The following is a 25,310-nucleotide window of genomic DNA, read 5'->3' on the forward strand; positions in this document are numbered from 1 at the left end:
GCCATAGCTATGCTTTGAAGTGTTGAAGGGGCGCCCCGTGCAAAGCGCCCCTTCAGCGCACATTGCTAGCGCTGGTCTAGGGGAAACCAATAATGAAAAACCCTTACGCTCTCGGCTTCTGGTGCGCCCTCGTAGCCCTGGTGCTGCTCTCGGCCACCTATTTCTACGGCATCATGCTGGCCCACCAGATCGACAAGGCCATGGTGTTCCTCGACAGCGCCGTCGCGCTGATCGCGGTCATGGCAATCGTGGTGGTGGCCTGGGCGTCGCTGCAGGTTCAGCGGGTGAAGAAGCGACAACTCGAACAAGGCAAAACCCTGGTGCTGATCTGGGACACCAAAGTCGCCCTGCGCAAGGTCGAAACCGTGTTCGACCGGTATTTCTGGGGCAGCTACTGGCAACCCGGCCGCACCTTCGCCGAAGTCATGGGCGAACTCACCGGCACGCCGCTGGAAAAAAGCCTCGAAGCGCTGAAGAAGCAATGCCTGGAACTCGACAAGCAAATCGACAGCGAGAGCTGGCAATGGCTGAACAATGCCCGTGAATTGTCCGACGTCGCCACAGCCATGGCCCGTGAGCGTTATCAACTGGATTTCTGCGACCCGCGCGCCGATGGGCCGGGCGGGGCGGTGATCGATCGGGATTTTGAAGTGCTGGTGTATACCTGGACGGCGCGGCTGAAGAGCTTTGATCATCAACTCGATGAGATCGAGGTTCAGTATTCCTGATTTTTGGCTGAATCATCTGGCCCCTTCGCGAGCAGGCTCGCTCCCACAGGTACAGTGTTGTCCTTGTGGGAGCGAGCCTGCTCGCGAAGGCGGACTGAAAAACACCGAAACTCTTCCCGCCTGTCGACTGTCCACACTCCCCATAGACACTCTTTCACCTTTAAACATTGGGCCGTCTCCCGCGCCCGGTGCTAATCTCCACCGCTAATTCAAGCGGAGTCGAGCCGTAACCCGGTCACGGGTTCAGGGAAGACGACCAACTATTCAGCCACGGAAATCGATCAGGTCATTCATGAATAAATCAGCAGGCGTGCTTCTCGGAATTGTCGTTGCCATCGGCGCGATCAGTGCAGGCGGGGCCTGGTACACCGGGACCAAGATCGAGGGCGTACTGAACAACGCCGTCAGCAATGCCAATAAAGAGCTGCAAACCGCGATGGCCGGTTCCAACGGCACCGCGTCGCTGGAGCTGGTGTCGCTGGAGCGTCACACCTTCACCAGCACCGCGCACTATCGCCTCAAAGGTGAAGGCGAGATGTTCGGCGATGCACCGGTCGAGCTGCTGTTTGTCGACCATATCGAGCATGGCCCGCTGCCGTTCTCGCGTCTGGTGTCGCTGAAATGGCTACCGGTCATGGCCACCAGCAACTACGAGCTGGAAAAGAGCCCGGCCACCGAAAAATGGTTCGCCGCCACCAAGGGTGCCGCGCCGCTCAAAGGCGTGACCAACATCGGTTACGACGAATCCACCACCAGCACCCTCGACCTGTTGCCGTTCGAAACCGCGCTGGATGAGCAGTCGAGCCTGAAATTCTCCGGCCTGACCCTGAACATCTCCGCCAGCGCCCAGGCGCAAAAGGTCAAGGCTGACGGCTACATGGACAGCCTGAAACTGGTGACCGTGGCTGAAGATCAGGCGCCGGTACAGATCGAACTCAACGGTCTGACCGTGGCCAGCAACCTCGCCAAGAGCAGCTACGGCTACTACACCGGCAGCAACACCTTGGAACTGACCACAAGCAAAACCACCTTCGGCACCAAGCAATCGGTGCTCGGCGTGAAGAACTTCGAAATGAAGAACCTCACCGAAGAGAACGGCAGCAATGCGTCCGGCCGTGCTGACTATCAGGTGGGTGAAGTCACCCTCAACGACAAGAAAATCGGTTCGGCCAGCATGGCCATGAGCCTGAAGAACCTCGACATTCCGTCGACGATGTCGCTGATGCAGATTTACCAGACCAAATTGCAGCCGTACGAAAAAGCCGCCGCCGAAGCCACCGCCGCCGGCTTGCCGGCACCGGAACTGAACCTCACCGAAGCCGAATCGGCCCAGGTCAAAGCCGATCTGCAAAAACTGCTGGCCGCAGGCCCGCAAGTGGCGCTGGAAAATCTCTCGCTGAAAACCGCCAACGGTGAAAGCCGCGCCAATCTGGTGGTCGACCTGACCAAACCGCAATCGATGGATCTGCCGCCGGATCAACTGGGCAAACAGCTGATCGCGTTGCTCGACCTCAACATCACCGTGTCCAAGCCGATGCTGATTGATCTGCTCAGCGTGCAGGCGCAGCTCGATGGTCAGACCGATGCCAAAGCCATCGTCGATGGGGCTACCGGCGCGGCCGACATGTTCTCCGGCATGGCTGTTGGCTCGCAGTTGGCGACCGTGGAAGGCACCAACGTCGTGACCAAGCTGCATTACGCCGCCAATCAGGTGGAATTCAACGGCCAGAAGATGACCGTCGAGCAGTTCGTCGGCTTCCTGATGAGCAAGTTCGCGGGCGTCACGCAAGTGCAGTAATACTGCGCTCTTAATAGAAACGCCCGGCCTCTGCACCCGCAGACGCCGGGCGTTTTGCTGTCTGGCGTTCGGCTTTTCGGCATCCCGGCTCAGCCGGTACCACGATTCTGAACAATTATTGTGTTCTCGATACTGGCCCACGCTTGCATGCAAGACTGCCTGACTAAGCTTGGCTGAGCGTTCCTGGCTCGGCCCCGTTACGAATGGGCAAGGAGGGCATTGCGACCCGGCTGGCCATGTAAGGATGCTGACGAATGCCGCGTATTGATGTTCCCGTATTGCATCGTGGTTTACGCCCTTTGTTTCGAGTCGCACTGTGCAGCCAACTGCTTTGGCCAGCCTTGGCGTTTGCCGACACACCCTACGATCAGATGGTGCGGGATGCCCGTGCCGGGCAAACCACGCCTGCGCTGACTGTGCTGCGCCAGGTGCCGCCGGCTCAGGCGACCACCGGGCAGATCAGCGATCACCTGCAAATCGCCAGTTGGGCCGGGCTCGACGCCGAAGTGGTGCAGGTCTATGAAACCCAGGGCCGTGACCGCGTGCTGCCGATTCAGGCCCTGACCGCCACCGCTCGCGCGTATCGCAACCTCAAGCGTTGGGATCAGGCGACCCAGGTCTACAACAAGGCCCTGGCGCTGGAACCGGACAACGCTGACCTGCAACTGGGCCTGGCCCTGACTCAGGCTGACGCCGGCAAGCCCGACGAAGCAGTCACTCGGGCCAAAGCGCTGGTGGCGGCCAAACCCGATGATCCTTCCCGTCGTCTGGCCCTTGGCTACGCGCTCAACCGTGCCGGCAAGCAATATGACGCCCTGTTCGAATACGATCAGGCGTTCATCCGCGCCGGGAGCAAACCGGAAGTTGCCCGCGAATACGTGGTCGCCCTGCAAAAAGCGCGTCTGCCGGAACCGGCGCTGCGCCTGGCCAATCAGCGTCCGGGCCTGATCGATCCGGTCACTTTGCGCCGCCTCGAAGGCGACCTGGCCGCCGAGCGCGTGCGCCTTGCCGAACTCGCCACCCGCAGCGAAAAAGAACGTTATGTGATTGCCGACCGCGCGTTGGCCGACTACGACAAATTGCTCGCGACCTGGACGCCCGACGCCAGCGCTCACGACGACGTGATCCGCTGGCGCATCGACCGCATGGGCGCGCTTAAGGCTCGCGCGCGCACCGCCGACGTCATCAGCGAATACCAGAAGCTGCAAGGCGAAGGCGTGAAGATTCCGACCTACGCCTTGCGTTGGGTGGCGGCGTCTTATCTCGATCAACGTCAGCCGGAAATCGCCACTGACCTCTATCGCCAGGTGCTGGCGGCGCCGGACGCGGATGTCGGTGATCGCCTCGAAGACACCACTGCACTGTATTACGCGCTGCTGGAAAGCGACCGCGCCGATGAAGCGCGCAAAGTCGCCGAGGATGCAGCCAAGGCCCAGCGCCCACGCATCGAACTCAAAGGCTTGCCGATCGGCAACCCCAATGACGAATGGATGGACGCGCAACAACTCGCAGCGCAGGCCGGGACCTACGGTTCCGACCTGCCCCACGGCGAGGAGCGCTTGCAGACGTTGGTCGATCAGGCGCCGGGCAATATCGGCTTGCGGCTGGCCCAGGCCGATCTGTACCTGGCCCGCAACTGGCCGCGCCGCGCCGAGATGCAGCTCAAGGAAACCGAGAGCATGACGCCGCGCGACATGGGCCTGGAAATCGCTCAGGCACGCACCACCATGGAGCTGCAAGAATGGCGGAAGATGGACGCGCTGACCGACGACGTGGTGGCGCGCTATCCGGACAACCGTCAGGTGCAACGTCTGGCCCGCGAGCGTGAAGTCCATGACATGTCCGAATTGCGCGTCGAAGCCTACGGCGGCAAGGCCAACGGCGGCGGCAGTGGTAACGCCGGAGCGGTTAGCGGCAGCCGCGATTTCGGTATCCAGACCACCCTGTACAGTCCACCGATCAATGAAGACTGGCGCGTGTTCGCCGACGCGGGATATGCCACCGGCGACTTCGCCGAAGGCACCGGCCATCACCGTTTTCAGCGTGTCGGTCTGGAGCGTCGCACTCGTGACATGACGCTTGAAGCCGAAGTGTCCAATCACAATTACGGCTTCGGCGACAAACAGGGCGCACGTTTGGCGATCGCCCGCGACATCAACGACCACTGGCAGTACGGCGGCAGCCTCGAATACCTGTCGGCCGAGACGCCGTTGCGTGCGCTCAACAGCGACATCAAGGCCAACGGCGGCAGCGGGTTCATCCGCTGGCGCGCCAACGAAAGCCGCGAGTGGCGGCTGTCGGTGAGTCCGTCGCACTTCAGTGACGGCAACAATCGCGTCGAAGCCTTGCTCACCGGTCGCGAGGGCGTTTACAGCGCGCCGAACGTGCAGGTCGACGCGGGGCTGGAAGTCGGCACCAGTCACAACTCCAAATCCGATGACGTGCCGTACTTCAATCCCAAATCCGACTTCAGCGTGATGCCGCTGGTCAACGTCAATCACGTCCTCTACCACCGCTACGAAACGTCCTGGAGCCAGCAATTCCAGGCCGGTGCGGGAACGTACAGCCAGCGTGATCACGGTACCGGCGGCATGGCGTTGCTCGGCTACGGCCAGCGTTATGCCTGGAACGACGTGTTCGAGGTGGGCGGTTTGCTCAGTGTGATCAACCGGCCCTACGACGGTGATCGGGAGACCGATCTGCGTCTGCTCGTCGACCTCACTTTCCGCTTCTAGAAGAGTTTGAAGATGCCCTTTATTTCGCGTTTCATCCTTCTGCTGGGAGCGCTGCTGGTCAGCGCCTGCGCCCAGCAAGCCCCGGCCTTCGCCCCTCCGTCCGAGCGCCCGGTGGCGGCCAGCGAAAAACCGTGGCCGAAAAACCATGTGTTGGGCATCGCCTATCACGATGTCGAGGATCGTGACCCCGATCAGGCCGTGGTGGCGGTGCGCACCGAGCGCATGATCGAGCAGCTCGCCTGGCTGCGGGAAAACGGCTACAAACCGGTGACGGTCGATCAGATCATGGCCGCGCGCAAGGGTGGCCCGGAGCTGCCGGCGAAGGCGATTCTGCTCAGCTTCGACGATGGCTATTCGAGTTTCTACACCCGTGTGCTGCCGGTGCTGCGCGCTTACAACTGGCACGCACTGCTGGCGCCGGTCGGCACCTGGGTCGACACACCGCTGAATCAGCCGGTGGATTTTGCCGGTGCCCCGCGAGCGCGCTCCGACTTCCTGACCTGGGATCAGGTGCGCGAGATCTCCAAGTCCGGACTGGTGGAAATCGCCGCCCACACCGACGCCAACCACAAAGGCATTCTTGCCAACCCGCAGGGCAACCTGCAGCCCGCCGCCGCGACCCGCCGTTACGATCCGGTGAGCAAACGCTATGAATCCGAGGCCGATTTCCAGGCGCGGATTCGCACCGACGTAAACAACATCTCGGAAAAAATCCGCAAAGCCACCGGTTACAAACCGCGGGTATGGGTCTGGCCGTACGGGGCGGCGGACGGCACTTCGCTGACCGTGGTGGGCGAGGAGGGCTACGAAATGGCCCTGACCCTCGACGACGGTCTCGATGCCCTCGACAACCTGATGAGCAGCCCGCGCTTCCTCGTCGCCTCCGATCCTGACGGCACGCATTTCGCCAACAGCATTGTGTCGGCGCAGGCGGATTTCGCCATGCGCGTGGTGCATGTCGATCTGGACAATGTCTACGACCCGGACCCGGCGCAGCAGGACATCAACCTCGGCAAACTGGTGCAGCGCATGGCTGACATGGGCGCCAACACAGTGTTCCTGCAAGCCTTCGCCGATCCGAAGGGCGACGGTCTGGTGCACTCGCTGTACTTCCCCAACCGTCACTTACCGGTCCGTGCGGATATTTTCGACCGCGTCGCCTGGCAACTGCGCACCCGTGCTCATGTGAAGGTTTTTGCGTGGATGCCGGTGCTGAGTTTCGGCCTCGACTCGAAGCTGCCGCGCGTCACCCGCTGGGACCCGGAAACCGGTATCACCTCGGTGGCTCCTGATCAGTACAAACGGCTGTCGCCGTTCGATCCGGAGGTCCGGCGGATCATCGGCGAAATCTACGAAGACGTGGCGCGCCTGACCTCGGTCGACGGCATCCTTTACCACGATGATGCAGTGCTCTCGGACTTCGAAGATGCCGGCCCGCAAGCCCTGAAGGTATACGCCGCCAACGGCCTGCCGGCTTCGATCGCGGCACTGCGTGATGACCCGGCGGCGATGCAGCGCTGGACGCGGTTCAAGAGCCGCTACCTGATCGATTTCACCAACGAGCTCACTGCCAAAGTCCGCGCCATTCGTGGCCCGCAGGTGCAGACCGCGCGCAACATCTTCGCCGAGCCGATGCTCAATCCACACAGCGAAGAATGGTACGCACAGAACCTCGACGACTTCCTCGCCACCTATGACTGGACGGCGCCGATGGCCATGCCACTGATGGAAAAACAGACGCAGGAACAGTCCGGTCCATGGCTGGAAACGCTGGTGCAAACCGTCAGCAAACGCCCCGGAGCCCTGAATCGCACCGTGTTCGAATTGCAGGCCCGTGACTGGACGAAAAAGGATCAGGCCGACATCGATGGCGCGCATCTGGCCGACTGGATGGGTCGCCTCAAGCGTCAGGGCGCGACCAGTTTTGGTTACTACCCGGACAACTTTCTCGACAACTTGCCGGACCTGAAAACCGTTCGGCCTGCGCTCTCCAATAAATGGAACCCATGACATGCTGGATAGACTGTTAGCCCTGCTTGTTCTGGCGCTCGTCCTCGGCGTGCCGCTGGGACTGATTTTCCTCGTTACCGGTCAGTTCCTGATGGACTTCGTGTTCTTCTACCCGTTGTTCATGTCCGGGTTGTGGATTGCCGGTGGCCTGTATTTCTGGCTGCACTGGGAACGCCACTGGCCATGGAAGGACGACACCCTGCCGCCGCCGTTGGCGGGTGAGCCGCTGATCTCGATCCTGATCCCTTGCTACAACGAAGGCGACAACGCTGCCGACACCATCCATGCGGCGCTGGCGCAGCATTACCCGAACATCGAAGTCATCGCGATCAACGACGGCTCCAAGGACAACACCGCCGAAGTGCTCGACAGGCTGGCCAAGGAAGACCCACGCCTGCGGGTGCTGCACCTGGCGGAAAACCAGGGCAAGGCAGTCGCCCTGCGCATGGGCGCCATCGCGGCACGCAGTGAGTATCTGGTGTGTATCGACGGTGATGCGCTGCTGGCGCCGAACACCGCGGCCTATCTGGTCGCGCCGATGCTCGACAATGCACGATTGGGCGCGGTGACCGGTAACCCACGGATTCGTACGCGCTCGACACTGGTCGGGCGGGTGCAGGTCGGTGAGTTCTCGTCGATCATCGGTCTGATCAAACGCACGCAACGGGTGTTCGGGCGGATCTTCACGGTGTCGGGCGTGATCGTCGCATTCCGTCGCACGGCACTGCACCGGGTCGGCTATTGGAGCCCGGACATGATCACCGAAGACATCGACATCAGCTGGAAGCTGCAACTCGATCACTGGAGCATCTTCTACGAGCCGCGCGCGCTGTGCTGGATCCTCATGCCGGAAACCCTCGGTGGGCTGTGGAAGCAGCGCCTGCGCTGGGCGCAGGGCGGCGCCGAGGTGCTGTTCAAAAACATTCGCGGGATCTGGCAGTACCGCCATCGATACCTGTGGCCGCTGCTGTTCGAGTATTGCCTGTCGACCGGTTGGGCCTTCACTTTCCTGTTGTCGGTGATCTTCTGGGGCGTCGGCAAGTTTGTGGTCATGCCGGAAGCCATCGCGGTGGATCACCTGATGCCGCCGGCGTTTACCGGGTTGTTGCTGGCGTTTGTCTGCCTGGTGCAGTTTGCCGTCAGCATCATCATTGACCGGCGCTACGAGCCGGGGTTGGGCAAGACCATGTTCTGGGTGGTCTGGTATCCGATTGCGTTCTGGTTCGTCAGCCTGCTGACCACGCTGGTCAGTTTTCCCAAGGTGCTGTTTGGCCAACATCAGAAGCGTGCGCGCTGGGTCAGCCCTGACCGTGGCATCAAGCCGATCGGGGACGACGAAGAGGAGGTCATCAAATGAGAATCATCAGGACTCGCCAACGGCCGTTTCTGGTCGTGATCGATGTGATCTTCACCGTTATCGCCTGGGTTGGTCTGCTGTATCTGTTGGTGCGAGGTTTGTGGCCACTGATCGAACCCCTTGAGGGTGTAGCGCGGATCGATCGCGCAGCGTTTGATGCGCTTGGCACCTTGCAGATTTATCTGTGGGTGGCGGTGGTCAATGCGGTGATCCTCATCGCCTGGGCGCGTTACCAGCACCGCAAAAGCCGCAGCTTCGCCCAGCGCCGACTGCCGGCGCCGGTGGTCGATGATGAGGGCCTGAGCAAGAGTTTCAAACTCTGCGATGACCGCTTGCAGAAGCTACGCACCCCGGGGGTGATGACCATTCACAACGATCAGGAAGGCGACATCAGTAATGTGGTGACGCATTTCTGGCCGGTGCAGCAGGGTGAATTGCCGCCACCCCTGGCACCGCTGGAGCACCCGCGAGTGATCTTCTTGCATGCCGAAGACGACGATAATCGTGAGCCGCTGACCCGATAAATGAACTGAAGATCGCGCATCCCCTTTGATCGTTCCCACGCTCTGCGTGGGAATGCCTCTAGGGACGCTCTGCGTCCAGTGACGCGAAGCGTCACTGGCTGCGTTCCCACGCAGGAGCGTGGGAACGATCAGGTAACCGTGAGCCGGTCAACCGGATGACCTGAATTCGCGAATCAACTGTCAGGTCCCTGTGATCGGTAGCGGCTGTTTCATTCGCTCGGCCAGTATCGCCATGGCCCGCTCTTCTTCGCAGGCCACGGCGGCGACCCCCACACCGTTTCTGCCAAACAGACCGATGTTGGCGCAACAGTGCGAGGTTCAGCCAATTGCCACTGCCAAGGCACGAACGGTACAGCTATAGTTTGCAAGCCGACGACGGCCTCACTGCACAAGGTGCTCCCGGAATGACCCGATTGACCTCTCTCAACCCTTGGCTGGCGGCCGCTGCCGTTACCCTTTGCGTGCAGTTTCCGGCGCAGGCCCAGGAGCGTTTCACCCTCAGCATTCCTGGCGTGTCCGATAACCGTCTGTTCACCTCGGCAGCGGCCAGCGATGCGGCCGGTTGCGGCGGCAAGAACCAGTCGCCGGCCCTGAGCTGGAACGCCGGCCCAACCGGTACCCAGAGCTACGCAATCGTCATGCACGACCCGGATGGGCAGAAAGGCCTGGGCGTCGATCACTGGATTCACTACGGCATCAAAGCCACGACTCACCAGATTGCGGCCGGTGTCGGCGCCAAATCCGCCTTCGAAGGCGTTGGCGGCACCAACAGCAAGGGCAACACCCATTACATGGGCCCGTGCCCACCGGTGGGTGACAGCGCGCACCACTACATCATCCAGATCTACGCACTGGATCTGGCGCCGGACGCATTGCCGGCTGGCCTGACGCGTGCCGAGCTGATGGAAAAAATCAAAGGTCATGTGCTGCGCAACAGCAGTGCGGTGCGACGTTATCACCGCTGAAATTTTTTTCAGCGCGTTTAACCCGATCTGAAAGGGCTGCCCGTCTCAGTGGATGAATGATCAATTTCATCCCGAGGTCAGCCCCCATGTACCGTTCCCTGCCTTTTCTGCGACCTGCTGCGGTCGGCGTGCTGTTGGCCATCGCCGGTTGCGGTGTTTCGTCCAATCCGGAATCCGTGGCTGTCCCCGCGCCGGCCCAGACTACGGTTCAACATGAGGCGGTTCTGGCCGACAGTGCGATGGCCAAGCGCAGTGTTCGCCCGGCTCTGCTTGCCAGTTACGCAGCGATGCCCGCGGGTGAAAGTTATCCACAAGGCTATCGCGACGAGCAGCGCGAGCAATATCAAGCACTGGTCGACAACCCCATCCACAGCGTCGCCGAAACGCCGGTTTCGACCTTCAGCGCCGACGTCGACACCGGCGCTTACGCCAATGTCCGCCGCCTGCTGAATCAGGGACGCCTGCCGCCGGAAGGTGCGGTGCGGCTGGAGGAAATGGTCAATTACTTCCCCTATGACTACGCATTGCCCAGCGACGGCTCGCCGTTTGGCGTGACCACCGAACTGGCGGCTTCACCGTGGAATCCGCATACGCGGCTGCTGCGCATCGGCATCAAGGCTTCCGACCGCGCCGTGGCCGAACTGGCTCCGGCCAATCTGGTGTTTCTGGTGGACGTATCCGGCTCGATGGATCGCCGCGATGGGCTGCCGATGGTCAAAAGCACACTGAAGTTGTTGGTTGATCAGTTGCGTGATCAGGATCGCGTGTCGCTGGTGGCGTATGCGGGCGAATCCCGCGTGGTGCTGGAGCCGACTTCCGGACGGGAAAAAGCCAGGATTCGTACCGCCATCGAGCAATTGACCGCAGGCGGCTCGACCGCTGGCGCCTCGGGCATCGAACTGGCCTATCAAATGGCCCAACAGGCGTTTATCCCCAAAGGCATCAACCGTATCCTCCTGGCCACCGACGGCGACTTCAACGTCGGCGTCAGCGACTTCGACAGCCTTAAACAAATGGCTGTGGATAAACGTAAAACCGGTATTTCCCTGACCACCCTGGGTTTTGGTGTGGATAACTACAATGAACACTTGATGGAACAACTGGCCGATGCCGGCGATGGCAATTACGCCTACATCGACAACCTGCGCGAGGCGCGCAAAGTCTTGGTCGATCAACTCGGCTCGACCCTCACCGTGGTGGCGAAAAACGTCAAATTGCAGGTGGAATTCAACCCGGCGCAGGTCAGCGAATATCGCCTGCTCGGCTACGAAAACCGTGCGCTCAAGCGTGAGGACTTCAGCAATGACAAAGTCGATGCCGGCGAAATCGGCGCAGGACACACGGTGACCGCACTGTATGAAATTGTTCCGGCAGGCGAGAAGGGCTGGCTGGAACCGCTGCGCTACGGCAAATCGAGTGCGGCTGTTGCCGAAAAGAACGGGGAATTGGCGATGCTGCGTGTGCGTTATCAACAGCCCGAAGGTGGGAAAAGTCTGCTGATCGAGCGGCCGATTGCCAATCAAGTCGCAACGGCCAGCGAGGATTTGCGCTTTGCCGCCGCCGTCGCTGCGTTTTCCCAGCAACTCAAGGACGCTCGCTATACCGGCGACTTCAGCTTGAAAGACACCGAAGCGCTGGCCCGTGGCGCGCGGGGCGATGATCGTTTTGGCCTGCGTAACGAGTTTGTGCAACTGGTCGAACTGGCGCAGAGCCTGCGCACTTCAACCGCATCGAATGCACTGGCCACTGAGCGACGGATTGAATAGTGAGTCGTCTGAAAGGCTTCATCAGTCAGCTGTTTGCGTCGCCCGACAGCCCGGCCGCCAGCAGCGATGAATCGCTGCTGGCGCGTTATCGCGAGGGCGACGGCGCGGCGTTCGAGACCTTGTACGCCCGTCATCGTCAGGGCCTTTATCGATTTCTGCTCGGTTTGAGCGGCAAAGCGGAAATGGCCGACGAAGTCTTCCAGGAAACCTGGCTGAGCCTGATCCGCAGCGCCAGTCAGCCACAAGGCCGGGCGACCTTTCGTACATGGCTGTTCCAGATTGCCCGCAACCGCCTGATCGACCACTGGCGCAAGCACGGCGCCCATCAACCGCTGCACGACAGTTACGACGAACAAGCGCACGCTGTCAGCGACGAGGCGACCGATCCCGAACAGTTGCTGAGCCTCAGCCGCAACAGTCAGCGCCTGGAAACCGCCCTGCAAACCCTGCCCGCCGACCAGCGCGAAGTGTTCCTGCTGCGCGCCCACGGCGACCTCGACCTGGCACAAATCGCCAGCCTTACCGACACGCCGCTGGAAACCGTCAAAAGCCGCTTGCGCTACGCCCAGCAAAAACTGCGTCGGCTGCTGGCAGAGGAGGTACTGACATGACTGACGCCCGCCAGACACCCGAAGATCCTGTGATCAAACATGTGCGCGAACAGCACAATGCTGAACCGCCGGCGCACCTTGATGCGTTCATCCTCAACGCTGCTCACCGCGAAGCGCATGTGCGCAAATCAAGCCTGTGGCAACGCTGGCTCGACACCTGCCGCAAACCGCGCTGGCAAGTCGCCTTCGCCAGCCTCGTCGGCGTCGCACTGATGCTCTCGCTGGTGCAACGCGCCCCCGAGCCGCAGCCGCAATTCGACTATGCCCCGGCTGCGAAACCCGCCGCACCCATGGCGCGCGAACAAGCACCGGAAGCATTCGCTGCTCCTGCTGGCGCCTTTTCCGGCCCCGCGCCGATAGTGGACATGACCGCGCCAATGCAGAGCAAAGCCATCCTCGTCGACGAAGCCCAATCCAGCCAACGCGCTGCCGCCCCGGCCAACGGCCTCGACGCCCAACTGCGCGAAGTCCTGCGCCTGCGCGAGTCCGGCCAGTCACAAGCGGCCGATGCACTGTTCAACAACCTGCACAAACGCTACCCGAACGCAGACCTTGATGCCCTACTGGAAAAAATCCAGAAGAACTGACCGCCTGTTCGCCCAGCCATTTGGCATTGCCCCGCAAAAACGCGCACTATCGGGCCATAGCTGAATCGCTGGAGAACACCGTGGCACCAAAAATCGACCGCATCGCCCAACTCCTCAATTGCCCGCAAAAGGGTGAGGACATGCGGCGCGCGATTACTGAAGCGCGTAAGGAATTTCTGCTGAGCCAGCAGGAAGAGGATGTGCTTGAGGAAGAGGACGTCTTTGAGGAGGATGAGGGGGAAGACGCGGAGGATGAGGATTACGACGAGTTTGACTGGACGACGGAGTGACGGTTAACCGTGGAGCTCCACCACCGTCAAACTACTGAGTGCTGGGGGTGGTCGGACAGTGATGCTAGAAAAACAACTGTCGAGTTTCTTGGGGCTACCCAAGAAACTACCCAAGAAACCACCTCAGAAACTTCCCAAGAAGCTACCTGACCCGACTCAAGTACCAGGCTCGAACCGTCAAGTTTTACTTGATGGTTGCCCAGTTTGGAAACTCTGGTCGGGTATCGTTCGAGAGTTAGAACATCAGCGTGTCAGACAGCAACAGGCAGGTACGTCATCTTTAGCGGTATCAACCGCTTGGTCTCCGAATCCGTCTGCCCGTAATGTTCAATCAACGCGCGCACCAGGTTATCCAGCGTCCAAAGCGTCAGCGGCACGTTGGCTCGCTCAGCTTCGTAGTAAGCGTCCTTGCTGAAACCACCAGTACTGACATAGAGCCCCCGATCATCCTTATGCCGTCCACCAAGAAAGCTGCGGATCTGCTGACTGCCCATCTGCTCTTTGCGGTGCTTAACTTCCACGATGATTCGTGGATTCTCGAATCCGAAACCATCCGGCGAAGCGATGATGTCTTTGCCGCGATCAGGGCCGGCTGGAGAAACCTGTGTCTTGTAACCCATCGCTCGCAAAATCCCGGCGACAAGGTCCTGCATATCGTCCCACGGCAGGGCGCTGATCAAATCCTTGATACGTTCAAGCGCCAGACTTTCCATACCTGCCAGCGGATCGCTATCCGGATATTCTTCTTCAACTGGCGGTAGCGCAGGAGGCTTGTTTCCAGCTGCCATCGCTTTTAGTTCTTGCAGTGCGAAGTCTGGAACGACGAATACCGTAAGTGTTGAGCCGAGACTGTTTTTGCTCGCCGAGGTGAGACTGTCGCGGTCGACTTCTTGATCGATCCACTGCACTGGTCGTGTCAGTGACATGCCGAGGTCGGCCAAATCAGGGTTATGTTTGAAATCACCGGTGATCTTGCCGACGAGATAGGTGCGGTTGGCGGGAGAGTAAGTAACGACCCAATCGCCGGGCTGAATTTCATTGATAAAGCGCCAAACCTGCGATGCACCTGATATGGCTGTGCCGGGTTTGATGTTGGGCTCAATGTCTTGATAGAGGCGAGTGACTTCCTTGCGCGACATGCCGGGCTTCGCCAGCGGTGCGAGCTGTGACCATCCGATTGCGACCACGCCGCGCTCACGGAAATCATCGTACAGGCGACCAGACTCGCCACGGATCATCCACATTTTGGTCATATCACCTCCTTGGTTTTTGAGTTTCGTATGCGATTGCTAGTTTTTCCCGACCGGCATCTCGTAGCGCAATCGCAAGAATCGCAGAGTAAGGTAGAAGCTTCAGTCATGGGCGGCAAATGCCGAAGATTCCATAGATGACGTTTAATCCGTCGACTGGGGCAGTTGTCAACTCTAAGTTGACAACTGCCCCATCTGTCCAAGCCTTGCGTAATCATTTGCCAGAAAAAACCAACGCCCACAAAAAAGCCCCGGACCATCACAGTCCGGGGCTTTTTCATTTCTATTCGTGGTGCACCAGGCGGGATTCGAACCCATGACCCCTGCCTTCGGAGTCCTAAAAGTCGACGTTTAGAATCAATACGTTAGCGGGGATTAGCTGGGAAATCAATGGGTTGTGTTAGCTGATGTTAGCGGGTTTTCGCCCCGGTTAGCGGGGTGAGTGTGGCAAATTTGTGGCGTCTAATCAAAATCTGCGACTCATCGCATCAGCTTCCATCTACCTCGTATGAAGGACTGTATTACAGCGGGTGGACATTCCCAATAAGGCTGCTGACCGAATTCATTTGCCCAGCCTTAAATTCGTTGAGGCTCATCCTGCAAAGCAATCCTCTCTCTTATTTTTTCCTGTCTCATCATCAACCGCATCATATGGCGCGAAAGCAAATAGCTGGCAATAAAATTCTCAACGAAATCATATGGATAGAGTCAGTCATGACTTAGGTGTCTTTATGGTGATCCCATTCTTGGCGTGTGTGCGGAGCTATGCTGGATGCGCTATAATCACCAGCGCAGAATAGCTGGCTAGGTAGGGAACTCAAGCTTTAGTAATATTCTCATCGCGTATTTCATACCATTTTATAGATGGTTTTGATAATTTCGCTATGTAATTAAACGGAATTAATATAGGCAATGAGATGTCGGCAAAAACTATTCTTTGCAATCACACAGGCATGCAGGTCGAGTACGAAATTACATCGGGGTTCCAGCTGGGAGCAATTATAAAAATGCAGGCCGACTGGCAGGCAGAAAAATCAATTGTGCTTAAAGAGATCATAGCCAAATATGGCGCTCAGTTGGATGATGAACATTTTGCTCAGGAAACGCTTTTGCGCTATAACTTGGCGGACTTGAACTGGGATTGGACAGCAAAAGCTTTTCACTGCAAATCTGACGACTATATTTGGTTTTTATTTATGGCCGAGGGGCATGTTCAAGGTGCCTGTGTTGTATACCACCCTAAGCAAAGTCGATTTGATGGAGATAATATTTTCTATATCGATTATATCGCCGCATCGTATAGCAATAGAGATCGTCCTGGCTACACCCGAAGGTTTTCAGGGGTGGGGAGCCGTTTAATCTCTTTTGTCTCGAAATTCGCTCTAGACACGCTAAGTTATAGGCATGGATTTTGTCTCCATTCGCTTCCGACCGCTGAGCGTTATTATCGCGGCTTAGGTATGACGGAGTTTCCAGCTGATCCAGACAAAGAGAACCTAGTGTACTTTGAAGCCTGCCCTGCTACTGCTGCCAAAATAGCGGGGGCTGCATAATGTCCGATGACAAAGAAATGGCTCAAGAGCAAGATTTTGCGGTATTGCATGGCCTTAGTAGATCTGCATCGAGCGTGTTCAAGGTTTTTTCAGAGCTTAAAAATCGGTGTAAACCTTCTGTGCTCAGGGGGCGGACCCTCCCGAATGAAAGTCTTGATGATTTCCTCTTACGAGTCGCAATTTCATCTACTTCAGGCAGTAGTACCCTGTATAGGAAAGCGGAAACTGCAAATGACGCACTAGCATTAGTGTGGTTAGCACTTGTAAAGGATAGGGCGACCAGTCTGTGCTTGAATCGAGACATCGCATTTCCGGCTGCTTTTACCGAGAAAGATCTGCGAGATGTTACTCGGCTCAGCCAAGATCCAAGCATGATAACCAAACTACCTGAGATATTGGCTGAGCGCTACGGCATAATATTAGTGGTAGAGAAGTATTTGCCCGCTATGAAGCTTGATGGCTGCGTTTTCAAGCTAATAAATGGTGTGCCAGTAATAGGGATAAGTGCTAGATATAACAGATATGATAATTTTTGGTTCACGTTGAGTCATGAGTTAGCGCATATTGTCCTGCATTATGAAAGTTTAGATTCTCCTATTGTTGATGACTTTGATCAAGTGTCAGACAGTGAAGTCGAAGTCGAAGCAAATCGTTTGGCTACTGATTCGCTTATTCCGCGTAATGTTCTTAGAAAAATAATGCTTAACCAGGGAAGTTTAAAGAGAGTCGTTGAGCTGAGCAATGAGGCTGAATGTCACCCAGCAATCGCCGCTGGTATGATTCGGCATAGGACGGGGCAGTGGACCCTGTACTCTGAGCTTGTAAATTTCATGGACGTGAGAAGCGAGCTAGGATTAAATGATTAAGTATTCCCCGTTTTTGAAGCTAAAGCTAAATGAGGCGAAAGCGTTAGAAGAGCTTCCTAGTCATATAGCTGGGCAAATTCGCCCTTTATTTGATATACCTCGAACAACAAAAATACAGTCAGAGGCAGGTATCATAAAGCGAATTGATATGGGGTTGAAATGCTTAAAAAATTTATATGAAGAAAAACATGCAATTGAATTTTACATAGATAACCATGATATCGATGATGACGTGCACTTGAACGGAATGCATCAGTATGAATACATCCTGTCAAGATTTTTTAATTTCAATCCCATCCCGGTTTTAGCGCTTGATCGAAACGCAAATCACAATACTGCGGCATTTTCATATTTAGCAAAGAAAGGTGGGAAGGTTGCTATCCGCCTTCAAAGAGAGGACATTGAAAGCTACAAGCTAACCAAGTCAGACGTTGTAAGTCTATATGGCGAGATCGCTAAGTACAACGTTACTGAGGTGCATCTGCTTTTGGATCTGCGTGTAATATCTGACGTAAATAGCGATTTTGCTATTGTTAATAGCTTTTTAGATGGATTCACTAAAGATTTCAGTTACGGGAATCTTATAGTTTCTGGATCAATAATCCCTTCAAACATAGCAGGGCTTATAGGGACGAGTAAGCAGTTGCATGTGCACCGGAATGAAAAGCTTCTCTGGAATAGAGTTGTGTCGCAGTTTCCAGTGCAGTTCGGTGATTATGGAGTCGTTAGTCCCGACTATTCGGATGCCGATTTAGATCCTAAGCTGCTTAGGCTAGTGTCTACCCCTAAAGTTTTTTATCCTTATGCAGATAGTTTTTTTATCTTGCGAGGTAGCTCGTTACACACCAATCCTAAAGGGAACAACCAGTTTTTTGATATAGCCGATATGATAGTGCCAGAGGCTTTCTACCGTACTATGACGTACTCGTACGGGGACAAGTATATTCATGATCGGAGTTATTTGTCGGCTAAAAAGCCTGCTAAGGCGGGGTCGCAAGGCTCTTGGATAAAAGGAATGCTTTGCGCTCACATTACGTATATCGTCAATACTATATAGCCTGTCTGGACAAGATGGCGTCTCTTACTAAGTCTAGGGTGAGGTCTTTCCTTAATAATGGACTTATAATTGATGCCAGTTCTTGCCTGGTATGTGACGTCTTTACTTTAAGGTTTGTTGAGTTCTTGGCTATGTTTACTAATTCGTCCTTCCAGAGAGTCATGAGTGCCATCTCTTTGTCAAATTGGGGATTAAGCTTCGCTCCTCGCTGATACTTCAGTATCACGTCTGGTCCATGCTCACTGGCAAGAATTATTCCCCAATATGGCGGAAGATTATTTTCTGCCCACTTTAGATGGTTTTTGGTTATTACCGCTGTTAATTTTGGGAATACTAGGTTGTAGAATCCAGACTGTCTTGTTAAGCGGCTTACGTTATCGGTTTCACCTTTAATCTCATAGCAGTGCATTTCTTTATAAAAAGCAACAACGTCAGCTATCGCGTTTCCATTCTGAATGCGTAACTCCTCAAGAATCTTCGATGCCGCAGGCCGTCGTTTTAACAGATGTTGCTTCAAAGCGAAGCGAATATGTTTGTCTTTTAAGCTCATAATAAAAGTTCTAGCTGAAGTATCAACATCGGTAAACGCCTCGTCGAAACACAAACCGGCTCTGCATCCGCCGCCACTATACGCCACTGAGCACCTATTCTCTAAAGCGGATGTTAGGTGCGCAGAGCTGACTTGTCGCGGTCGAGTACTTTCTCAATCTCTCTGGCGTCGAGTCACTGGGCTTTGCATGCGCTGAGCTCAATGCCTGAGTCCGGATCACTCACTCTACCTGCTCGGAACAAGCAATGCTCTGATCGTCGCCCGACACGCTGAGAATGTACGATGCTTTTAACAAGACGACCAACGGGCAGGACCGCGGCGGCTTATTTTTCTCTCAAAGCATGCTCGTAGACGGCAGAGAAGCTTGTAAGATCACTTCGTAAAACTAGGCATAGATCACGTAATTGGACAGTGTCCAACCGCCGCACCCCTCTCTCCACATCACTCATGAACGATTGCGGCCTTCCCAGCGCGGCAGAGCACTGGGCTTGGGTCATGCCTGATTCAACCCTCATGCGCTTTAACACCTGCAAAAAGATCACGTGCTCGCGTCGATAAATAGCCTTGGTCATAGCCGTGTCCTGGCAACGTTCGGCTGATCACGCTATATCTGCTTTTGGGATATCTGATTTTCAGTTATTTTATCTGTGCACGTTTGGTTTAGGAGGCTGCATGAGACTTATCTGGGAGTTGTTTCGCGTAGCATGGGCCGTCGGGTGTTTGCCTGTGGGTGCGCTTTTGCTGGTCGTGGTGGTTTTTTCTGGCTTCAACCTGCCTTTCTTTCTAGGTTTGACCAGTAGCGAAGACCCGGCCATTCGTTGGCTGTTCTGGGTCTTGGGTCTCTACTTCGTCGGGGGCGGATGGCTGTTCTCCCGTGTCAACCTGAGCTATGCCGCAAAGCTGAGGAGAATGGTCGCCGGCTATCAGGCTGAAGGGTTCCATCCGCAGGTAGAAGTGTTCGCGAAGATCAATGACGCCTACGTTGGTGTCGACCTGCAATCGAAAATGTTGCTGGCCTACCCCGTAGGTCAGGATGGTCATCTCTTCCGTTTGGATGAGATTCGATCCTGGCGCATCCTTCCAGTCGGCAAGAGCAACCATCGATTGGAGCTGTTGACCAGCGATTTGACTATTCCGACGTTCAGCCTCGCGCTTAAAACGGCGGACGTGACCAATACGGAGGCACGGCTGCATTCAATCTTCAGTACTTAGCTGGATGATGGAGCCTTCATTTAGCATTCGGAGTGGCCCGATGACCGACGTAACCGCAGGCAGTGTTTGGCAGGTAGATATCGCTCAACTGAAGCTAGCTAACGCCACCATGCGTTTGGCCAATCAAGCGCTGGCTTCTGACGAGGTTGCCGTCCTATCCGCTCTCGGTTTTTCGCTCGCTCACATTCGAGAGCTAAGGCGCAAAGGCGGCTTCAGAACCTCTTCCATTGCGCAGAACACACGAATGATCAATTGCCTAAGACAAAGGGAATCTGCCCATGCTGATTAACCACACGCCATTGAGAATCGCGTCTGGCGTCCTGGCGGCTACGACCATCGAGTCTGTCCGCCAATCCACTTCGTATCATGCATACGGTTGGCAGATTCTCGACCGCTGGGCGTTTAACTCTCCGGAGCAGCTTCGCGCACTCGAAGCGCAGGGAGTGCTGCTACTTTTAGGGCGGTTGCTTGAACAGCAAATAGTCGAGCATGAGGCACTCATTTCGCCCTTCGGATTGGCGCAGCGGAGGCTAGGGCTTGCAGAGCATGAGGTTCTTGCGCTGCAGGCCATCTCTACCGAGTTGTAAGCCATCGACGGGAGCGGATTCCACCAAAATTTTCCGGCCATTGGCCGCAGTGGGGTCTCGGGGCTTGCCCTGAGCAGGTAAGGTAGGCAAAGCAAGGGAGTGAAACGACTGCCGCGTTGCCGGTTGTACGTACGCGATTCATGGCGGGAGTACAAACCCTACCCTGTCCCAGTTCTTATCCACCAAATGGTTGCAGCCGTTGTGGACGATTTTGGTCAGAAAAGTTGTCTGCACGTAGGTGCTGGATTTCTTAGTCGTTGATCAATAAAAGCATCCTTGGGGAGGGGGCAGGGGAATCGTCCAATGACTCGATAAACACAAGAATCAGACGCCATCGGCCTCACAAAATTGATTATCAAAATATTTTGCGAAGTGAGCGCGGCAATTTTCAGAAAATACCGCAACACTACTCTGTACAAAGCAGGGCGTTGGCTGTGATGGTGTCGGTATTGTGAAGTGCGCGCAGTTGCCGTTGGTGACTGGGCCTGGATCACTCGGGTAAAGAAGAGAAAAACATCTGGTAGCACAGGGAAAGGTAGATCTGGTGATGCTGAGGGAGGCATTCGGTAGGCAAATCTGGATACGTCATCCATACCTGGAGTAAACGCTATGAGTGAAAGCTGGCTGAAGAAAATGTGGTCGCTTGCACTGCGACGGAAATCTGTAGATGCGATGAACGGTGGTAAGCCGTTCACCAGGTGCGGAACCCTCATGGTCTATGCGGGGGAGCTCAAGCTGATACCTGAGCTCATTCCCGAGTCAAAGCCTGCAAGACCCTGCACGCTGCCCGATTCAGATTGAGTGCAGCATCTCAGGGCGGCTAAACGCATGTCAGTAAAAGTGGAACGCCTTAACTGATACGCACTTTGGGTCGCAGGTGCGCAGGGCTAGCTGCTGAGACTACCTTCCTGATCAAACAGAGCTCTGGCAGAGGGGCCATAGGTCGCGATGACATTCTCGATGGTATCCCGGTCGTTACAGTTAAAACTGCGGGTCAGGTCGAAGAGGGTGTTCCGCTCTGCTTTCCACTGGCTGATGATTTCAGCATTCGGCTGGGCTTTCTTCCGCTCGTAGAAAATCGACTCGGAACGGAGCGCTATTAAGCAACCCAAGACGTCCTGGGCGATTTCCAGTCTATGAGCATCTGATGGTTGGATCATCGTTGAGACCTCCTGCTGATCGTTATCATGGCTTGCCGCGTTCCTAGATCTTGTTGGGTCGCGAGCGGTAATGGCGTTCCAACTGATATGGTTTTTTCTCTTCTTGTATGAGTGACTCTGTGTCACCTCAAATCAGGTTACACATGTCACACAGTCACCTGAAGTGAGCGCATGCATGCCACCCTGTCACGTGACTGGCGGTCCTGTGTATAACTCATGTTTTGGTCGCCTTGCGCTCCCGGATCGAGTTCCGGATAGACAGCAGCTTGGTGTAGATGTCCGGATTGCTCTCGGCCAAATGGTCCAAGTCAGCTTGGCTGATCTGGAAGCCAATGTTGGTCTGGTTCTCGATGATCTGTAGGTTTTCGATGTGAATACCTTGGCCGACTGCCTCCCTGTTGAAGAGCATACGTTTCAGCTCCTCAACCGTGCTTTTGATCTGGGCTGGGCGGTACTCCCACTGTGCTTGGCCTCTGGGTCTGCCTTGCGAGTCGCTGATCGCTATTTTTTCCGTGAGCTTATATTCGTTATGTTTACGGGATCGCGTCCTGCTGATGTAGCCTCGGGCTTCAAGCGTTTTGATCTCACGCATAGCCTGGCGCGAACTGATCCCAGCTTTGCGAGCGATGGTTGGGATTGAAGGAATCGACAGTCCCGTTCTGAGATCGCAGTGGGACTTGATCACACAGTAAACCGCAAATGCATACGGTCCCAGCTTTGCCAGTTCGTGATCCACCATGGCCTGGAAAATGTGAAACCAGTAGGTATTGGATTTCAATTGATCCTGTGGTTCCTGCCCGGTGGCTGCATCAACCGATAATTCCAGCTCACTCATTTCCGAGCCTCCACCTGCGCCTTCTTGGTAGGACGCCCGACTTTATGTAGTCCTTCGGTCGGGGCTTGCTTGAGTAGAGGAGCCGATGTAACTGCCCCGGTACGCATCCACTGTCTGAGGTCACCTAGCCGCCATCGCAAGCGTGATAGGCCTGGAACTGGCTCAAGCCCCGGCAATTTGCGCTGACGCACGGTCAGAGCGCTGAAGCCTGTCAATGCAGCCACCTCGGCAACGCCGATCAGTACGTCATCTGCTAGCTTCTGAATCTTTTGAATGGTTTCGTAATCGATGCTCATCGTGACTGTCACTCGGCTGCTATGGAATGCCTCCAGCTTTCGCCATGCGACTGCTGATTCACTAGGACACCTTTTTGACAGATGCGCGAATTAGCCAAAGAATGGCTCCATGCAACCACACATTCCCGATGCAGATGTCGACCCGGATGAAGCTTTCCAGCTTGTTTTTCGTGAACTGAAACGTCATGAGGAAACGGGCCGGAGGAACTTTGTTGTCCGCGTCCCCGTGGATCTGCTTGAGTACCTGTTCTCAGCCATTTTGCGCAAGTCGGGGATGTCGCGGGTGGCCCTTGAGCTTCTGCTGACGGAGCTGGGAATTTACGGATTCAAAGACGCGGACGGCCGGATTCTCCGACGGTATTTGAGCGGCCATACACGTATGGCGTGGTCGACCTACCAGCGTTTGATGTTATGGGCGTTATCAAGCGGTTGGATCAGCATGTGGGTTTTCCGCGATTTGGCTTTCCGGTCGTATGAGCGAGAAGCTGCTCAGCTTTGCGCACGGAAAATAGTGAACACCCTCAAGCGCCGGACAACGCTTCCTGATCTGACCAAGGAGCAGGTTGTCGCGTGCTTCTATGAGGTTTATCAGCTTGGGCAGCGTGAGCGCGATCAGGCTACGGCTACTCGCTTGCGAACCGACTCAGGTACTAGAGAGCTTGTTCTGTCCCTAGATGAGTAATTGCATGGACTTGACCGTCCGTTTGCATTTGACTTGAACAGCATATGGGGTGTCGTTGACCGACTGAATTCGGCCAACAGCGGACGCTCGCCCGACAGAAAGTTAATAAAAATAGGCGGGAGCCAAAAATAAAGTTAACATATTTAACGAGCTAGAACAGTTGCTTATCCAAACGCGATCAAGTCAAAGTCTTCAAAGTTAAATTTCGGATAGCGGTGGTAATTTTTCACTTATGCTCAGAGTGCGAAGCTATTCGGTTAAATACAACAAGTCAATAGAATTGGATCGCAGTTAATTGCGTTTACGACCCCTATTTTCCCTCTATTTAAAATGTGAGTTATCCACGACCTATTTAGACTAAAAACTCGCCACTGGAAAACGCTTTTTCTCCAATACGACCCACTTTGGCGAGTGAGTCCTGTGCCACGTCATAATGATAAATATCTATATGTTTTAGGAAAGGAGCATTGCCAAATCGCCTCAAAAGCCATGTCGCGAGAGGCATATCAGTGAGTATATGGACGCACGACTCGCGTCCGGGCCACAGTGAGAGCCATAATAACTCTGCACATGCTCGATCTCGGGCCCCCGTGTTTGTTTTGCCAAAAGACGTGTTGTATGTACCCGTACTGACCCCGCCAATCACCACCCCCTCGGCATAAATATCAAATTCATGCAGCGGTCCATTGACTCCAACGACTAGCTTTTCAGATAACAACTCACAGGATATCTTAGTTGAATAGGCGCTGCGTGCACGGCATTCAATGTCGAGTCTTTCACGCTTAATCATCACTACCAAACCTTGCGCCTAGATTATTCCATTTATGTATTACGACCCTATTGACCAGCAGCTTGCTGCAATAAATAGATGTAGTCAAGCAACAGAAATAAACCTACGAAAAACGCCAGAACGTAAACCAGAAACTTAAGCCTATCCGAAAGCTTTAGTGCATCCATGTGACGCTTACGGAAGCTTTGCAACTCAGGATTGGTAAGCACGTCGTAGGAAAATGCTTCAGCATTCTCCCCAAAACACCGGTTAATTTTTTCAATGTTTGAAACCTCGTGCGACTCAAGAATACTCTTGTCAGCGTCTCGCATCAAAATATAGTTCTTTACGTCGCTAGGCGAAAAATATAAAAACCTCTCATTCCCGGCCACTAAATACTTATAAACGATATTTGACATCAACCGCTGCTCACCCTTCAAACTCCTGGAAAACACGCGAAATGCCCTTTTCTTTCCTAGCCAAACAAATAACGCAATGATCACAACATCCTTGAGCAACGATGGAAATTTAAAGGGTAGCCAAGCTGTAAAGAAGTCAAACACTGGATATAAGAAGTCGCGCCAATAGACCGATACCGAATGAATCACCAACAGCGAAAATGAAACGACACCTTCCAACCCAATGAGCTCGGCCTTCTCAATGAGAAGCTTTCCAAATCGCCCCCAGGAGGCCAAATCATCCAGCACATTAATCAGCCCTAATATGGATAAAAATCCACTCACCACGCCGACTACTGTCCCCAACACCGACTTAAACTTATTAATTTTTTTGTTATCACTCATCATTTTTCTGGTTCTGTAATCGAATAATTTTCTAGCGCCTAGTGAAGAAACTGACGTTAGTACGCTACGCCTAGCAGCCAATCTACCGCCGGCACCCAAGGACAATCGCTGGACTTGCCCCTACAAAACCGGACACCAACTCTCCGTTAAATTGATGCAGCTGCCAAGCGCCTGAACTCCCTCGGTGAACGGTAGTTCAAGGCGCTGTGCGGATGCTGCTCGTTGTAGTGTTCGAAGGCAATCGCCAGGTTACGCAGCGCCGTTTCCCGATCCGGCTTGGGCATGTGCGCCACGTAGTCACGCTTGATCGTCTTCACGA

The 25,310-nt window shown here is 55.3% G+C and carries 28 protein-coding genes; 19 read left to right on the top strand and 9 right to left on the bottom strand.

Annotated elements, in window-relative coordinates:
• The first annotated feature begins 92 nt into the window (after nucleotides 1–92).
• From CKW18_RS20020 to CKW18_RS30635, 11 genes are all read left to right on the top strand, one after another.
• Entirely contained in the window at nucleotides 93–728 is a 636-nt protein-coding gene (locus tag CKW18_RS20020; RefSeq protein ID WP_095190386.1) for an NADH:ubiquinone oxidoreductase subunit N, read from the top strand.
• A gap of 292 nt (nucleotides 729–1,020) precedes the next feature.
• Entirely contained in the window at nucleotides 1,021–2,526 is a 1,506-nt protein-coding gene (locus tag CKW18_RS20025; protein WP_095190387.1) for a YdgA family protein, read from the top strand.
• A gap of 254 nt (nucleotides 2,527–2,780) precedes the next feature.
• On the top strand, nucleotides 2,781–5,261 hold the full coding sequence (gene pgaA, locus CKW18_RS20030) for a poly-beta-1,6 N-acetyl-D-glucosamine export porin PgaA (RefSeq protein WP_095190388.1): 2,481 nt from the start codon (nucleotides 2,781–2,783) through the stop codon (nucleotides 5,259–5,261).
• Between the two features lie 12 nt (nucleotides 5,262–5,273).
• Nucleotides 5,274–7,271 (top strand): poly-beta-1,6-N-acetyl-D-glucosamine N-deacetylase PgaB, encoded by a 1,998-nt coding sequence (gene pgaB, locus CKW18_RS20035; RefSeq protein ID WP_095190389.1) that lies wholly within the window; start codon nucleotides 5,274–5,276, stop codon nucleotides 7,269–7,271.
• Nucleotide 7,272: 1 nt separating this feature from the next.
• Nucleotides 7,273–8,628: a poly-beta-1,6-N-acetyl-D-glucosamine synthase gene (gene pgaC, locus CKW18_RS20040; protein ID WP_095190390.1), complete on the top strand. Its 1,356-nt coding sequence runs from the start codon at nucleotides 7,273–7,275 to the stop codon at nucleotides 8,626–8,628.
• Nucleotides 8,625–9,152 (top strand): poly-beta-1,6-N-acetyl-D-glucosamine biosynthesis protein PgaD, encoded by a 528-nt coding sequence (gene pgaD / locus CKW18_RS20045; protein ID WP_095190391.1) that lies wholly within the window; start codon nucleotides 8,625–8,627, stop codon nucleotides 9,150–9,152. Before pgaC ends, pgaD begins: the two co-directional genes overlap by 4 nt.
• Nucleotides 9,153–9,556: 404 nt before the next feature.
• Nucleotides 9,557–10,117 (top strand): YbhB/YbcL family Raf kinase inhibitor-like protein, encoded by a 561-nt coding sequence (locus CKW18_RS20050; protein ID WP_095190392.1) that lies wholly within the window; start codon nucleotides 9,557–9,559, stop codon nucleotides 10,115–10,117.
• 86 nt (nucleotides 10,118–10,203) lie between these two features.
• Nucleotides 10,204–11,883, top strand: a complete 1,680-nt coding sequence (locus CKW18_RS20055; RefSeq protein WP_095190393.1) for a VWA domain-containing protein — start codon at nucleotides 10,204–10,206, stop codon at nucleotides 11,881–11,883.
• Nucleotides 11,884–11,912: 29 nt separating this feature from the next.
• The gene (locus CKW18_RS20060; protein ID WP_238156163.1) at nucleotides 11,913–12,494 is read left to right on the top strand and encodes an RNA polymerase sigma factor; all 582 of its coding nucleotides are present in this window, start codon (nucleotides 11,913–11,915) and stop codon (nucleotides 12,492–12,494) included.
• Entirely contained in the window at nucleotides 12,491–13,081 is a 591-nt protein-coding gene (locus tag CKW18_RS20065; RefSeq protein WP_095190395.1) for a hypothetical protein, read from the top strand. Before CKW18_RS20060 ends, CKW18_RS20065 begins: the two co-directional genes overlap by 4 nt.
• A gap of 20 nt (nucleotides 13,082–13,101) precedes the next feature.
• The gene (locus tag CKW18_RS30635; RefSeq protein WP_095190396.1) at nucleotides 13,102–13,371 is read left to right on the top strand and encodes a hypothetical protein; all 270 of its coding nucleotides are present in this window, start codon (nucleotides 13,102–13,104) and stop codon (nucleotides 13,369–13,371) included.
• Nucleotides 13,372–13,622: 251 nt separating this feature from the next.
• Here CKW18_RS30635 and CKW18_RS20075 read toward each other — a convergent pair whose 3' ends face one another.
• The gene (locus tag CKW18_RS20075) at nucleotides 13,623–14,624 is read right to left on the bottom strand and encodes a restriction endonuclease (RefSeq protein WP_095190397.1); all 1,002 of its coding nucleotides are present in this window, start codon (nucleotides 14,622–14,624) and stop codon (nucleotides 13,623–13,625) included.
• Between the two features lie 914 nt (nucleotides 14,625–15,538).
• Here CKW18_RS20075 and CKW18_RS20080 point away from each other — a divergent pair.
• Genes CKW18_RS20080 through CKW18_RS20090 form a run of 3 tightly spaced genes read left to right on the top strand, consistent with a single transcriptional unit; the run spans nucleotide 15,539 to nucleotide 18,097 of the window.
• Nucleotides 15,539–16,174: a hypothetical protein gene (locus CKW18_RS20080; RefSeq protein WP_256587026.1), complete on the top strand. Its 636-nt coding sequence runs from the start codon at nucleotides 15,539–15,541 to the stop codon at nucleotides 16,172–16,174.
• Nucleotides 16,174–17,040 (top strand): ImmA/IrrE family metallo-endopeptidase, encoded by an 867-nt coding sequence (locus tag CKW18_RS20085; protein WP_095190399.1) that lies wholly within the window; start codon nucleotides 16,174–16,176, stop codon nucleotides 17,038–17,040. Before CKW18_RS20080 ends, CKW18_RS20085 begins: the two co-directional genes overlap by 1 nt.
• Nucleotides 17,033–18,097 carry a beta family protein gene (locus CKW18_RS20090; protein WP_095190400.1) on the top strand — a complete coding sequence of 355 codons (1,065 nt, stop codon included), beginning with the start codon at nucleotides 17,033–17,035 and terminating at the stop codon, nucleotides 18,095–18,097. The genes CKW18_RS20085 and CKW18_RS20090 overlap by 8 nt, the downstream gene beginning before the upstream one ends.
• Here the strand turns inward: CKW18_RS20090 and CKW18_RS20095 are convergent.
• On the bottom strand, nucleotides 18,090–18,647 hold the full coding sequence (locus tag CKW18_RS20095; protein WP_141233124.1) for a sce7726 family protein: 558 nt from the start codon (nucleotides 18,645–18,647) through the stop codon (nucleotides 18,090–18,092). The two genes, CKW18_RS20090 and CKW18_RS20095, sit on opposite strands and share 8 nt — an antisense overlap.
• 323 nt (nucleotides 18,648–18,970) lie before the next feature.
• Nucleotides 18,971–19,219 (bottom strand): helix-turn-helix domain-containing protein, encoded by a 249-nt coding sequence (locus CKW18_RS20100; protein ID WP_095190401.1) that lies wholly within the window; start codon nucleotides 19,217–19,219, stop codon nucleotides 18,971–18,973.
• Nucleotides 19,220–19,319: 100 nt separating this feature from the next.
• On the opposite strand from CKW18_RS20100, the gene CKW18_RS20105 reads away from it, so the two are divergent.
• The 4 genes from CKW18_RS20105 to CKW18_RS20120 all read left to right on the top strand — a co-directional run bounded on the left by CKW18_RS20105 (nucleotide 19,320) and on the right by CKW18_RS20120 (nucleotide 21,247).
• On the top strand, nucleotides 19,320–19,859 hold the full coding sequence (locus tag CKW18_RS20105; RefSeq protein ID WP_095190402.1) for a hypothetical protein: 540 nt from the start codon (nucleotides 19,320–19,322) through the stop codon (nucleotides 19,857–19,859).
• Nucleotides 19,860–19,899: 40 nt separating this feature from the next.
• Nucleotides 19,900–20,148 carry a hypothetical protein gene (locus CKW18_RS20110; protein WP_095190403.1) on the top strand — a complete coding sequence of 83 codons (249 nt, stop codon included), beginning with the start codon at nucleotides 19,900–19,902 and terminating at the stop codon, nucleotides 20,146–20,148.
• Nucleotides 20,138–20,446, top strand: coding sequence for a hypothetical protein (locus CKW18_RS20115; protein WP_095190404.1), 309 nt, complete (start codon nucleotides 20,138–20,140; stop codon nucleotides 20,444–20,446). Before CKW18_RS20110 ends, CKW18_RS20115 begins: the two co-directional genes overlap by 11 nt.
• A gap of 609 nt (nucleotides 20,447–21,055) precedes the next feature.
• Entirely contained in the window at nucleotides 21,056–21,247 is a 192-nt protein-coding gene (locus CKW18_RS20120; RefSeq protein ID WP_095190405.1) for a hypothetical protein, read from the top strand.
• An 86-nt stretch (nucleotides 21,248–21,333) separates the two neighbouring features.
• Here CKW18_RS20120 and CKW18_RS20125 read toward each other — a convergent pair whose 3' ends face one another.
• From CKW18_RS20125 to CKW18_RS20135, 3 genes are all read right to left on the bottom strand, one after another.
• Entirely contained in the window at nucleotides 21,334–21,606 is a 273-nt protein-coding gene (locus tag CKW18_RS20125; protein WP_095190406.1) for a hypothetical protein, read from the bottom strand.
• Nucleotides 21,607–21,820: 214 nt separating this feature from the next.
• Nucleotides 21,821–22,441, bottom strand: a complete 621-nt coding sequence (locus CKW18_RS20130) for a helix-turn-helix domain-containing protein (protein ID WP_095190407.1) — start codon at nucleotides 22,439–22,441, stop codon at nucleotides 21,821–21,823.
• A complete protein-coding gene (locus CKW18_RS20135; protein ID WP_095190408.1) occupies nucleotides 22,438–22,737 on the bottom strand; it encodes an AlpA family transcriptional regulator in 300 nt (99 codons plus the stop codon). The genes CKW18_RS20130 and CKW18_RS20135 overlap by 4 nt, the downstream gene beginning before the upstream one ends.
• 109 nt (nucleotides 22,738–22,846) lie before the next feature.
• On the opposite strand from CKW18_RS20135, the gene CKW18_RS20140 reads away from it, so the two are divergent.
• Nucleotides 22,847–23,419, top strand: coding sequence for a hypothetical protein (locus CKW18_RS20140; protein WP_095190409.1), 573 nt, complete (start codon nucleotides 22,847–22,849; stop codon nucleotides 23,417–23,419).
• 352 nt (nucleotides 23,420–23,771) lie between these two features.
• Here the strand turns inward: CKW18_RS20140 and CKW18_RS30130 are convergent, their stop codons facing one another.
• The 3 genes from CKW18_RS30130 to CKW18_RS20150 form a co-directional block, all read right to left on the bottom strand.
• Entirely contained in the window at nucleotides 23,772–24,209 is a 438-nt protein-coding gene (locus CKW18_RS30130; RefSeq protein ID WP_141233125.1) for a hypothetical protein, read from the bottom strand.
• 47 nt (nucleotides 24,210–24,256) lie between these two features.
• A complete protein-coding gene (locus CKW18_RS20145) occupies nucleotides 24,257–24,991 on the bottom strand; it encodes a hypothetical protein (protein WP_141233126.1) in 735 nt (244 codons plus the stop codon).
• Nucleotides 24,992–25,137: 146 nt separating this feature from the next.
• The coding region (locus CKW18_RS20150) for an integrase core domain-containing protein (RefSeq protein WP_141233127.1) at nucleotides 25,138–25,310 on the bottom strand (173 nt) is incomplete at its 5' end.

It is taken from the genome of Pseudomonas sp. Irchel 3E19, assembly GCF_900187585.1.
Taxonomy (GTDB): Bacteria; Pseudomonadota; Gammaproteobacteria; order Pseudomonadales; family Pseudomonadaceae; genus Aquipseudomonas; species Aquipseudomonas baetica.

What these genes read in the sequence shown, in the direction of transcription:
- CKW18_RS20020 (WP_095190386.1), top strand. Translation starts at nt 93, where the DNA reads ATGAAAAACCCTTACGCTCTCGGCTTCTGGTGCGCCCTCGTAGCCCTG.
- CKW18_RS20025 (WP_095190387.1), top strand. Translation starts at nt 1,021, where the DNA reads ATGAATAAATCAGCAGGCGTGCTTCTCGGAATTGTCGTTGCCATCGGC.
- pgaA (WP_095190388.1), top strand. Translation starts at nt 2,781, where the DNA reads ATGCCGCGTATTGATGTTCCCGTATTGCATCGTGGTTTACGCCCTTTG.
- pgaB (WP_095190389.1), top strand. Translation starts at nt 5,274, where the DNA reads ATGCCCTTTATTTCGCGTTTCATCCTTCTGCTGGGAGCGCTGCTGGTC.
- pgaC (WP_095190390.1), top strand. Translation starts at nt 7,273, where the DNA reads ATGCTGGATAGACTGTTAGCCCTGCTTGTTCTGGCGCTCGTCCTCGGC.
- pgaD (WP_095190391.1), top strand. Translation starts at nt 8,625, where the DNA reads ATGAGAATCATCAGGACTCGCCAACGGCCGTTTCTGGTCGTGATCGAT.
- CKW18_RS20050 (WP_095190392.1), top strand. Translation starts at nt 9,557, where the DNA reads ATGACCCGATTGACCTCTCTCAACCCTTGGCTGGCGGCCGCTGCCGTT.
- CKW18_RS20055 (WP_095190393.1), top strand. Translation starts at nt 10,204, where the DNA reads ATGTACCGTTCCCTGCCTTTTCTGCGACCTGCTGCGGTCGGCGTGCTG.
- CKW18_RS20065 (WP_095190395.1), top strand. Translation starts at nt 12,491, where the DNA reads ATGACTGACGCCCGCCAGACACCCGAAGATCCTGTGATCAAACATGTG.
- CKW18_RS20075 (WP_095190397.1), bottom strand. Translation starts at nt 14,624, where the DNA reads ATGACCAAAATGTGGATGATCCGTGGCGAGTCTGGTCGCCTGTACGAT.
- CKW18_RS20080 (WP_256587026.1), top strand. Translation starts at nt 15,539, where the DNA reads ATGTCGGCAAAAACTATTCTTTGCAATCACACAGGCATGCAGGTCGAG.
- CKW18_RS20085 (WP_095190399.1), top strand. Translation starts at nt 16,174, where the DNA reads ATGTCCGATGACAAAGAAATGGCTCAAGAGCAAGATTTTGCGGTATTG.
- CKW18_RS20090 (WP_095190400.1), top strand. Translation starts at nt 17,033, where the DNA reads ATGATTAAGTATTCCCCGTTTTTGAAGCTAAAGCTAAATGAGGCGAAA.
- CKW18_RS20095 (WP_141233124.1), bottom strand. Translation starts at nt 18,647, where the DNA reads ATGAGCTTAAAAGACAAACATATTCGCTTCGCTTTGAAGCAACATCTG.
- CKW18_RS20100 (WP_095190401.1), bottom strand. Translation starts at nt 19,219, where the DNA reads ATGACCAAGGCTATTTATCGACGCGAGCACGTGATCTTTTTGCAGGTG.
- CKW18_RS20105 (WP_095190402.1), top strand. Translation starts at nt 19,320, where the DNA reads ATGAGACTTATCTGGGAGTTGTTTCGCGTAGCATGGGCCGTCGGGTGT.
- CKW18_RS20110 (WP_095190403.1), top strand. Translation starts at nt 19,900, where the DNA reads ATGACCGACGTAACCGCAGGCAGTGTTTGGCAGGTAGATATCGCTCAA.
- CKW18_RS20115 (WP_095190404.1), top strand. Translation starts at nt 20,138, where the DNA reads ATGCTGATTAACCACACGCCATTGAGAATCGCGTCTGGCGTCCTGGCG.
- CKW18_RS20120 (WP_095190405.1), top strand. Translation starts at nt 21,056, where the DNA reads ATGAGTGAAAGCTGGCTGAAGAAAATGTGGTCGCTTGCACTGCGACGG.
- CKW18_RS20125 (WP_095190406.1), bottom strand. Translation starts at nt 21,606, where the DNA reads ATGATCCAACCATCAGATGCTCATAGACTGGAAATCGCCCAGGACGTC.
- CKW18_RS20130 (WP_095190407.1), bottom strand. Translation starts at nt 22,441, where the DNA reads ATGAGTGAGCTGGAATTATCGGTTGATGCAGCCACCGGGCAGGAACCA.
- CKW18_RS20135 (WP_095190408.1), bottom strand. Translation starts at nt 22,737, where the DNA reads ATGAGCATCGATTACGAAACCATTCAAAAGATTCAGAAGCTAGCAGAT.
- CKW18_RS20140 (WP_095190409.1), top strand. Translation starts at nt 22,847, where the DNA reads ATGCAACCACACATTCCCGATGCAGATGTCGACCCGGATGAAGCTTTC.
- CKW18_RS30130 (WP_141233125.1), bottom strand. Translation starts at nt 24,209, where the DNA reads ATGATTAAGCGTGAAAGACTCGACATTGAATGCCGTGCACGCAGCGCC.
- CKW18_RS20145 (WP_141233126.1), bottom strand. Translation starts at nt 24,991, where the DNA reads ATGAGTGATAACAAAAAAATTAATAAGTTTAAGTCGGTGTTGGGGACA.